At 59.4% G+C, this 9,496-nt stretch carries 7 protein-coding genes and 1 pseudogene; 1 reads left to right on the top strand and 7 read right to left on the bottom strand.

Annotation, left to right across the window (positions count from 1 at the left end):
* The 3 genes and pseudogenes from RDL66_RS03530 to lepB form a co-directional block, all read right to left on the bottom strand.
* Positions 1-146, bottom strand: a pseudogene (locus RDL66_RS03530) (adenosine deaminase); the annotation flags it as partial.
* Between the two features lie 67 nt (positions 147-213).
* A complete protein-coding gene (gene htpX, locus RDL66_RS03525) occupies positions 214-1,065 on the bottom strand; it encodes a zinc metalloprotease HtpX (protein WP_299295358.1) in 852 nt (283 codons plus the stop codon).
* Between the two features lie 69 nt (positions 1,066-1,134).
* The gene (lepB, locus tag RDL66_RS03520; protein ID WP_308535220.1) at positions 1,135-2,061 is read right to left on the bottom strand and encodes a signal peptidase I; all 927 of its coding nucleotides are present in this window, start codon (positions 2,059-2,061) and stop codon (positions 1,135-1,137) included.
* 114 nt (positions 2,062-2,175) lie between these two features.
* Here lepB and RDL66_RS03515 point away from each other — a divergent pair, with 114 nt between their 5' ends.
* Positions 2,176-3,036: an SDR family oxidoreductase gene (locus tag RDL66_RS03515; protein ID WP_308535219.1), complete on the top strand. Its 861-nt coding sequence runs from the start codon at positions 2,176-2,178 to the stop codon at positions 3,034-3,036.
* A gap of 202 nt (positions 3,037-3,238) precedes the next feature.
* Here the strand turns inward: RDL66_RS03515 and RDL66_RS03510 are convergent, their stop codons facing one another.
* Genes RDL66_RS03510 through nuoL form a run of 4 tightly spaced genes read right to left on the bottom strand, consistent with a single transcriptional unit; the run spans position 3,239 to position 9,481 of the window.
* On the bottom strand, positions 3,239-4,291 hold the full coding sequence (locus RDL66_RS03510) for a polyprenyl synthetase family protein (RefSeq protein ID WP_308535218.1): 1,053 nt from the start codon (positions 4,289-4,291) through the stop codon (positions 3,239-3,241).
* A 10-nt stretch (positions 4,292-4,301) separates the two neighbouring features.
* Positions 4,302-5,888, bottom strand: coding sequence for an NADH-quinone oxidoreductase subunit NuoN (gene nuoN, locus RDL66_RS03505; RefSeq protein WP_308535217.1), 1,587 nt, complete (start codon positions 5,886-5,888; stop codon positions 4,302-4,304).
* Positions 5,885-7,477: an NADH-quinone oxidoreductase subunit M gene (locus RDL66_RS03500; protein ID WP_308535216.1), complete on the bottom strand. Its 1,593-nt coding sequence runs from the start codon at positions 7,475-7,477 to the stop codon at positions 5,885-5,887. The genes nuoN and RDL66_RS03500 overlap by 4 nt, the downstream gene beginning before the upstream one ends.
* 12 nt (positions 7,478-7,489) lie before the next feature.
* A complete protein-coding gene (gene nuoL / locus RDL66_RS03495) occupies positions 7,490-9,481 on the bottom strand; it encodes an NADH-quinone oxidoreductase subunit L (protein WP_308535215.1) in 1,992 nt (663 codons plus the stop codon).
* Positions 9,482-9,496: the final 15 nt, after the last annotated feature.

The following is a 9,496-nucleotide window of genomic DNA, read 5'->3' as shown; positions in this document are numbered from 1 at the left end:
GGGTCGCCTTCACCCATAAAGCGGGGCAGGCGCTGCTGGGTTTCCCGAGCCAACTCCAGCAGGGTCTGGGGACGCATCGCCCCGGTGAAGTGCAGGTGCAAGTGTGCTTTGGGCAAAGCCCACAAATCCCGCTTCAGTTCACTCACGGTAACTAATCTAGGGGTTTTTCGCGCCGGAAAAAACTCTGCCCCAAAGTTGGCGGTGTTTCGGGACTTAATAACCCGCCATTTCTTCCAGACGCTTAATCCTCTGATCCATCGGGGGGTGGGTCGAGAACAGGTTACGTGCCCTAAACGGGTGGGCAATCATCATGGCGGACACGGTTTGACGCTGCGGAGTGGGCGCCAACGGGGCGCGAGACACCCCGGTTTCCAGCTTCTTTAGCGCCGACGCCAGCGCCAACGGGTCATTAGCTAGGCGAGCCCCGTCCTCGTCCGCATCGAACTCGCGGGTCCGAGAAATACTCAGCTGAATCAAAGAGGCCGCTATCGGCGCCCCCAAGGCGAGCAGCAACGTGGCAATAACGCCCCCGCCTTCACGGTCTCGCCCTCCAAAGAACAGGGCAAACTGGGCTATTGACGTGATGACTCCGGCCAAACCAGCCGCCACCGAGGACGTGAGAATATCTCGGTTGTACACGTGCATGAGTTCGTGACCCAGCACGGCTCGCAGTTCGCGCGGCTCCAGAATGTCCAGAATGCCCTGGGTGACACACACCGCCGCATGCTGGGGGTTACGTCCGGTCGCGAACGCGTTGGGAGTTTGGGTCGGGGCGATGTACAAGGCCGGCATGGGCTGGTCAGCTTGCTGACACAAGCCCTGCACCATCGAATACAGTTCGGGGGCCTGCTGGGGGGTGAGCGGCTGGGCGTTCATGGCACGCAAAGCGATTTTGTCCGAGTTCCAATATCCCACCGCGGTTTGAATCAGGGCTATGGCTCCGAACACGACAATCCACATCCGGTTGCCGGTCCCGCCCGCCAACAGGGCGCCGATCGCCAGCAGTACCATCCACAGCACTCCCAGCAGAGCTGCGGTCTTCAAGCCATTGAAATGTTTCTTCACGCTTTGATTGTAACGATAAGTGAACGAAATATCGCCGGGAAGTATCCGCCTACAGTACGAATTTTCGCGCTATTTACCGTTTTTCGAGCCTTCCGGGGAAGCTCCGGGCGGGACGGCCCCGGGCGAGACGGCTTCGGTGGCCGGCGGCAAAGTCGGGGGTTGCTGTTTGGTCGGCGGCTGATTATCCGGCGGCTGGCTAATGGGAGGCTGGGTCGTTTTCGTCGCGCGGGGTAGCTGATTGAGACCCGGGTTGGAAAAAGTCTTAATCCGACTCACCGGGAAGTAGCGCAGCATGACGCGGCCGACAATCTGTTTCTCGTCCACAAAACCGTGGTTGTTGTCGTCCTGGTGGTAGCGGGAATCTCCGGAATTATCGCGGTTATCCCCCATCACCCAGTACTTGCCGGCGGGCACGGTCACATCAAAAGGCACCGGTATCGTGTTCGCGCCCTTTTTCAGGTAAGGTTCGGCCACGGCCTTGCCGTTGATCTCAATCTTGTTCTGGATACTGCAGCAGGTCACGTGGTCCCCGCTGACCCCGACGACGCGTTTCACTAGGTATCCTCCGGGGTATTCGGGTTTCAGCTGCAGCACCCGCAGTCCCCTATCGAGAGCCTGTCCGAAAGCAGTTGCGGCGAAACCGGTAGGGTTGTCGTTCTTAAACTCGTCGGGCAGCCAGTTGTGGCGATCCTCGAACACCACGATGTCGCCGCGTTCAATGGGCTGAAAGTTCTTCATCTTAGAAACGAAAATCCGGTCGCCCTTCATCAGGGTGTTCTCCATCGACTCGGAAGGGATCACGAAAAACTGAAAAATAAACGCCTTGGCCAGCGCCATTATGACGACAGCGACGACCACTCCCACGACCAAGTCAGTCCACCACGGCGAGTTCTTAGCCTTCTTGCGGTGAGTGTGCGACCGCGTGTCCTCGGGGGTTGCCGCGGCGAGCTCGGCGGGTTGCCCAGCGTCCCCGGTCAGCTGCGTCTTTTTTCTCACGCCCTCAATCCTACCGTTTGGCCCACGCCGATTGCGCCTTAGGAATAGAATTTGGTCTAATCCGGGGTCTATGTCAGCCCTCGGTTGAGAAAACTTTGCAGGAAGGCAGGCAAGATGTTGTTTTTCAAACCTTACAAGGCTCCGATAAAGGGCGCCGTGGTGTTGATTACCGGGGCGGGGTCTGGGATTGGCAGGCTGATGGCGGTGGAAGCGGCTCGGCGCGGAGCCAGAGCCGTTATTGTGTGGGATTTGAATGCCGAGGGTGGGGCGGAAACGGCCGGTATGGCGGAAGCGGCCGCTACGGCGCCGCGGTTCCGTTCCGGGGCGTTCACGGTGGATGTCACCGATGCCGAGGCCGTGCATGAAGCCGCCGCACAGACATTGAGCGAGTACGGCAGGGTCGACATCCTCATCAACAATGCCGGTATCGTCACCGGTAAACCTGTGTTGGAAACGACCGACCGTGACGTGCAGCGTTCTTTCGAAGTGAACACGATTGCCCACTATCGTACGGTTCGCGAGTTCTTGCCGGGTATGATTGCCCGAGACCGGGGCTCGGTGGTGACTATCGCATCGGCTGCTGGGCTGGTTGGGGTGCCGCGCCTGAGTGACTACAACGGTTCCAAGTTCGGGGCGGTCGGTTTCGCGCAATCCTTGCGTGAGGAGCTGCGCCACATGGGTTCTCACGTCCACACGTTGCTGTACTGCCCGTATTACATTTCGACCGGGATGTTTGCCGGCGTGAAAACGAAGTTCTCCTTGGTTTTGCCCATCCTCACCCCGGAAAAAGTCGCTACTCAGGTCTTGGACGCAATCGACAAAGGTACCCAGTTTAAGGTCCATCCCCCGATTGTGCGCCTGGTACAAATTTTGCAAGCATTCCCGGTACCTTTCATGGACGCAATGGTGGAATTCTTCGGCGTCGCCGACACAATGAATGAGTTCACAGGCCGCGCCGCCGACGCTACGAAGTAGCGTCAAAACGGCGCGGCAACAGCGCGGAGCCGTTAAGAAACGGTGCTGGTGCACCGTTTCAGGCGTAGCACCACAAACATAAAACGGCAACGCTACGAAGTAGCGTCAAAACGGCGCGACAACAGCGCGGAGGCGTTAAGAAACGGCACCGATGTGCCGTTTCAGCCGGAACCCCCAAGACCTCTCAGGTTCTACGCTCTAACTACTGGAGCCGATTAATCTGGAGGTGGGCAAACTCAACTAGGGCGTGTTTGACTTTGCCGTCGGGAATGTTTTGCAAATGCGCCAAGGCGCGTTCCACCCATTCTCCTGCCAGACGCTTTGTTTCCGCCGTCGCCGGGTGCGCCGCCAATTGGGCTACCACCTTGGATAAAACGGCGTCGTCTTGCAGGGAATCCGTATCGCCAATCGCTTTCAACAAGGCCCGGTCGGGCTCGGTGTCCCGGCCGTCCTGCACGGTCTTTTCCAACAGCAGGACGGGCAGGGTTTTCGTGCCGTCACGCAGGTCAGCCCCTGGTGTTTTCCCGCTTTGAGCCTCGGTGGCCTGCAAATCCAGCACATCATCAGCAATCTGGAACGCCACACCCAAATCCTCGCCAAACTGGGTCACCGCCGAGACCGTAGCCGCGTCGCAGCCGGATAGCTCCGCCCCATACAGCGCCGCGCAGCCAATTAGCGCGCCGGTTTTGTCCCGCAGCACGTTAATATAGAACTCGATGGGGTCATCGTCATCTCCGGGACCGAAAATGTCGTGCATTTGCCCTAGGCATAACCGCTCGAAAGTTTGGGAATGCTGCGCCACGATGGTGGGCCCGAGTTCGGAAACCAGCAGGGAGGCACGGGCAAAAATCAAGTCCCCCGCCATCACCGCTAGGGTGTTCGTCCACTGCACGTGAGCCGCGCGTACTCCGCGGCGCATGGTTGCTTCGTCCATCAAATCGTCGTGATACAGCGAAGCCAAGTGGGTCAACTCCACCGCCACCGCGGCTTGCTTAACCTGAGTGGACACCGGCTGATTCGGGGCTCCCAGCTGAGAAATCAGCAGGGTCAGCAGGGGACGCATCCGTTTCCCACCCGCGGCTCGCAGGTGGGAAACCAGCTCTGAGGTGTTTTCTCGCTGCGTCTGGGTTTCCCGCACCAGCATCTGTTCGACGTCATCCAAGGCTTCCAGGAGTTTCGTTTCCAGTGAGCCAGGGGTCTGCAGGACAGAGTCGGTCGAGACCGGGTATTGCGTGTCGGCCAGTTTTTTACTCACGTGTCCAAGACTATGCGCCCAGGGTAAACAACGCCAAAAGCGGCTGGCTGGCTACGCCCAACGCGATGGTGGCCAACGCACACAGCACGATGACGCACTTGGTCAAGCCGTCGCCAGCCGAGATGGTGGCGGTGTCTGGAGCTTGTTCAGTAAAGAACATGCGCATGATGACCCGGAAGTAAAAGAACGCGGTAACGACCGAGGCCAGCAAGCCAATCAGAATCAAGATTCCGTTGGCGGGATCCGCCGCCAAGCCCGCCTCGAACACGACGAACTTTCCGATGAATCCGCCGGTCAGAGGGATACCCGCAAAGCTCAGCAGGAAGATAGCCATCGCGGCTGCCATCGCCGGGTGCTTGCGTCCCAGACCGTCCCAGGAGCTCAGCGCCGAAGCCTCCCCACGCACCGTGCCTTCTGCGTCCTCGTCACGCACAATCGAAACGACCGCAAAAGCGCCGATGGTGGCGACACCGTAAGCCAAGACATAAAAGACTATGGAAGTGAATGCGCCGTTCGTAGGCCCGAACAAGGCAATCATGATGAAGCCTACGTGCGCAATCGAAGAGTAAGCCAACATCCGTTTCACGTCAGTTTGGACGATGCCCAGGAAGGTACCCACCACGATGGTCGCGATGATAACTATCCACATGAGGACCACGAAGTCCCAGCTCAGCTGCGCGTAGAGGAAACTGTACAAGTGCAGCAGAGCGCCGAAAGCAGCGACTTTCACCCCGGCCGCCATGAAGCCGGAAATCGGCGAGGGCGCACCTTGGTAAACATCGGGAGCCCAAGCGTGGAACGGCACGGCGGAAACCTTGAAGAACAAGCCGACCAGCAGCATGGCTCCGCCGGTCAGGAGCATCCAGTCCAAGCCCGGATTCAAGGACACCGCGCTGGACATCTCCACCAGGTTCAAAGTCCCGGTGTAACCGTAGAGCATAGTGATACCCATCAGGAAGAATGCCGAAGCAAAAGCGCCGAGGATAAAGTATTTCAGACCGGCTTCCTGGCTCAGCAGGCGACGACGGCGACCCATCGCGCTCATGATGTAGAGCGGCAAGCTCATCAGCTCCAGCGCCACGAACAGAGTCAACAGGTTCCCCGAGCTGATGAAGGCCATCATGCCGCCCAGCGAGTAGAGGAACAAGGCGTACATTTCCGTGCGCTGATAGCGAATCTTAATCGCGTAGTCCTCCTGGGACGAGCCGGGGGCGTCAGCCGCTTGGGGAGCAAACGAGCCGTCGTTCGGGGTAGAGCGGTCAATGACCACGATAGCCGCCAACAACCCGACAACCAGCAAAACCAGCTGGAAACCCAGCGAAATCTGATCCTCGAGCAGGGTTCCCGCTGCAATTTGGCGCGCTCCCTGCTGACCGACCACGGTGAAACGCCAGGCGACCAGGATAATCGCTGCAATGATGCCGCCAAGGGTCAGGAAAGCGTTGACGCTTTTACGGAAGCCAGGCCAGGGGAAAGCCTCGATGAGGGTCGCCAACACGGCGGCACCCAGCAGGACCAGCAAGGGGCTCAGTGCATCCCATTCCACCACGGGGCTAACCTCCAAGGTTTTCACAATCACCGGAAGAATCGCGTTCATTTGGCGCCTCCTTCGCTCGTGGCTAAGACGGCCGGGGCAGACGTCAATCCGCTGCTAGACACCGCTTGATACATGAGGGCGGCGTCGGGCTTAATCAGATCCAAGGTCGGTCCGGGCCAGACACCCAAACCGAACATCGCCAACACTAGGGGAACCATGATGAACTTTTCTCGCCAGTTCAAATCCTTGGCTTCGCGTACCGCGCCGTCAATCGGCCCGGTAAACACATTCAGATAAGGCACCAGTAGGTAAACCGAAGCCAACACTACGCCCAAGATAGACAGGATTGCGGCCGCGATGTTCATCTTAAACGTGCCGACCAGAATCAAGTATTCGGGCAGAAAACCAGACAGGCCGGGCAGGGCGATAGCCGCCAACCCCGACACCAGGAACAAGCCTGCCAAAGTCGGGGTGACCCGCTGGAAACCGCGGTAGGCCGCGATTCCTTGGGTACCGCCGCGGGTGGTCAGCCAACCACTCAACAGGAACAAGCCGGCGATAGAGACCCCGTGGGCGACCATGTAGAGCATGGCGCCCTCAATCGCGGTCTGGGAGCCAATGTACAGAGCCAACACCATGAAACCGAAGTGGCTCACGGAAGTGAAAGACACCAAACGCAGCAGATCCTTTTGCGAAATCGCCGCCAGCGCCCCCCACAGAATCGAGATAACCGCCAGCACCACAATAACCGGCGCGACTTTGGCGGAGGCCGCGGGGAACAGCTGCCAGCAGAACATAATCATGCCCCAGGTACCGACCTTGTCCAGTACGCCCACCAGCAGCACGGAAGTGCCGCCGCGGGCGACCGCCGCGGTGGAGGGCAGCCAGGTGTGCACCGGCACCATCGGCGCCTTGATCGCGAAAGCAATGAGGAAAGTCGTCATAATCCACATCTCGGCTGTACCGGGGTGGAAGTTCCCTGAGGTCAGGTAATCCATGTGGAAAGCTCGGTCTCCGCCGCCGGAATACACGTAGACGCCGATGACACCGAACAGCATGACCAAACCGCCCGCCAGGGAATACAGCACGAACTTAATGGCGGCGTGGCGGCGCACTTGGGCATCCCCGTTACCGTAACGACCCACCAGGAAGTACAGCGGAATCAGCATCCCTTCAAAGGCGATATAGAACAGCAGCAGGTCACGGGCGGCAAACAGCAGCACCATGAAGGATTCCAAAGCCAGGATGAGGGCGGCGTATCCAGCTGCCGCGTTCGAGTCGGTGTCGTCCCGCCAGGAGGCCAGAATGACTAGGGGGGTCAGGGCGGTGGCGAGGATAATCATCACCATACCCAGCCCGTTGACGCCCAACGCCCAAGACAGGCCAATTGCGGGCATCCAAGCGTAGGACTCGCCCAGTTGGAAAGCTCCCGGCGTTTTCGGGGCAAAGTCATAGCTGGTAAACAGGGCCACCAGCACGCCCGCCAGGACCGCAGTGGACACGGCGAGGGAAACTTCCCGGCCGATGGAACGCAGCCAGGGGATGAGCCAGATTGCCAGGGCAAACCCCATCGGAATGCACACCAGCAAGGACAACCACGGGAAACCAGCCGTTGTCGGAATAGTTGTTTGAGTCAAAACCATGTTCATCCTTTGTTTACCTCACAGCCTTGTCGCCAATACCAAGACAAGAGCCAAAACTGTGCCGAACAGGGTCCAGCCAGCGTAGCGGCGCGGGGAGCCGGAGTGGGCCAGCGCCCCGACTTTACCGAGCCAGAGAGAAAGCCGACCGGAGCCTTCCACGATGCCGTCGATGACCGCCCGGTCTGCCACCGCCACCCCGGAGGACAGCGCCAGCGTGGGGATAATAGCAACCTTTTCGTTGACGGCGTCTTGGTAGAGGTCCTCGCGGGCCGCCATGATGAAGGCGTTGGCTTCGGGCACAGACTTTTCGACCGGACGTTTCATAAACAGCGCCCAAGCGGTGGCCACACCGATGATGACGACTGCCAGGGTCAAACCAATCAGCAGGGCTTCGGGCATGACCGGCTCGCCGGGTTCGACCATTTGACCGCGGGTGCCGATATTCACTATGGGGTTCAACCACGTCACGAACAGGTTGCCTACCGAGAGCAGGCCGCCGAGCGCAATGGAGAACACGGACAGCACCAGGAGCGGAATGGTCATCCACGGACCAGCCTCATGCGGGTGCACCGGAGCACCCTCGGCTTCGGTGGTCCAGCGAGCTTCACCGTGGAAGATGAGGAAGAACAGGCGGGACATGTAGAAAGCGGTGATACCGGCGCCGACCAAGGCAACGAGACCGAATACCCAGGGATACCAGGCCCCGAAGTTCGGGTTGGGCAGGAAGGCCGCCTCGATGATTTTGTCCTTGGAAAAGAACCCGGAGAACGGCGGGATTCCCAGGATAGCCAGCCAGCCGACAAAGAACGCGAACCAGGTAATCTTCATGACCTTGAACAGCCCGCCAAAACGGCGAATGTTGACCTGTTCGCTCATCGCGTGCATGACCGCACCGGCAGACAGGAACAGTTGGGCTTTAAAGAACCCGTGGGTAATGAGGTGGAAGATGGCGAATGCCCAGCCGACCGGACCCAGGCCCGCCCCCAGCATCATGTAACCGATTTGGCTCATGGTAGAGGCCGCCAGGACCTTCTTCATGTCGTCTTTCGCACACCCGACGATGGCTCCGAACAGCAGGGTGATTGCCCCGATAATGGCTACGACCAGGGACGCGACCGGGGTTTGAGTATAGATAGCACCGGAACGAACCATCAGGTACACGCCGGCCGTCACCATCGTGGCGGCGTGAATCAGCGCGGACACCGGGGTCGGGCCGGCCATAGCGTCACCCAGCCAGGCTTGGAGGGGGAACTGGGCGGATTTACCGCAGGCCGCCAGCAACAGGAACAGACCAATCGCGGTGGCCCAACCCGGCTTTAGCGTGACGCCCAGCACATCAGCGAAATCCACGGAGCCGACCACGGCGAACATCGACATCATCGCCAGCAGCAGCCCCAAGTCGCCTACACGGTTCATGATGAAAGCCTTGTTCGCGGCCAAAGCGTTGTTGTGAACCTGGTTCCAGAAACCAATCAGCAGGTAGGACGCCAAACCGACGCCTTCCCAACCGACGAACGTCACCAGGTAAGAGCTGCCCAGCACCAGGGTCAGCATGGAGGCCACGAAGAAATTCAGGTAGGCAAAGAAACGGCGCCGGTCGGGGTCAGCCGCCATGTAACCCACCGAATAGATGTGAATCAGGCCACCGACGAACGTCACCAGCATCACGAACGAGATGGACAGCGGATCCAGCAGCAGACCGAAGTTCACGTTCACTTCCGAGCCGGGCAGCCAGTTCCACACCATCAGGCTTTGCGCCCTATTCTCAGGGGAACGTCCCAGCATATCCGCCAGAATGGCCACGCCAATCACGAAGGAAGCCCACGGCGCCAGCATTCCCAGGTAGTGTCCCCAGGAATCCACGCGACGTCCCGCAATGAGCAGGAACATGGAACTGACGAAAGGAATGGCAATCATCAGCCAGGCGTATTGAGCCATGCCGGTGGCGGCCCCGAATTCCAGAATCGCGCCGCTAGCCAGCCCGTTGACAAGATTGAAAGTTTGCAACATATTTTCCTTTCCCCC

Origin of the sequence: uncultured Mobiluncus sp. (genome assembly GCF_902488535.1) — a bacterium.
In the GTDB taxonomy this organism is placed as follows: domain Bacteria; phylum Actinomycetota; class Actinomycetes; order Actinomycetales; family Actinomycetaceae; genus Mobiluncus.
The sequence above is the reverse complement of the archived record's forward strand: the minus strand, read 5'-3'. Positions and strand labels throughout refer to the sequence as shown.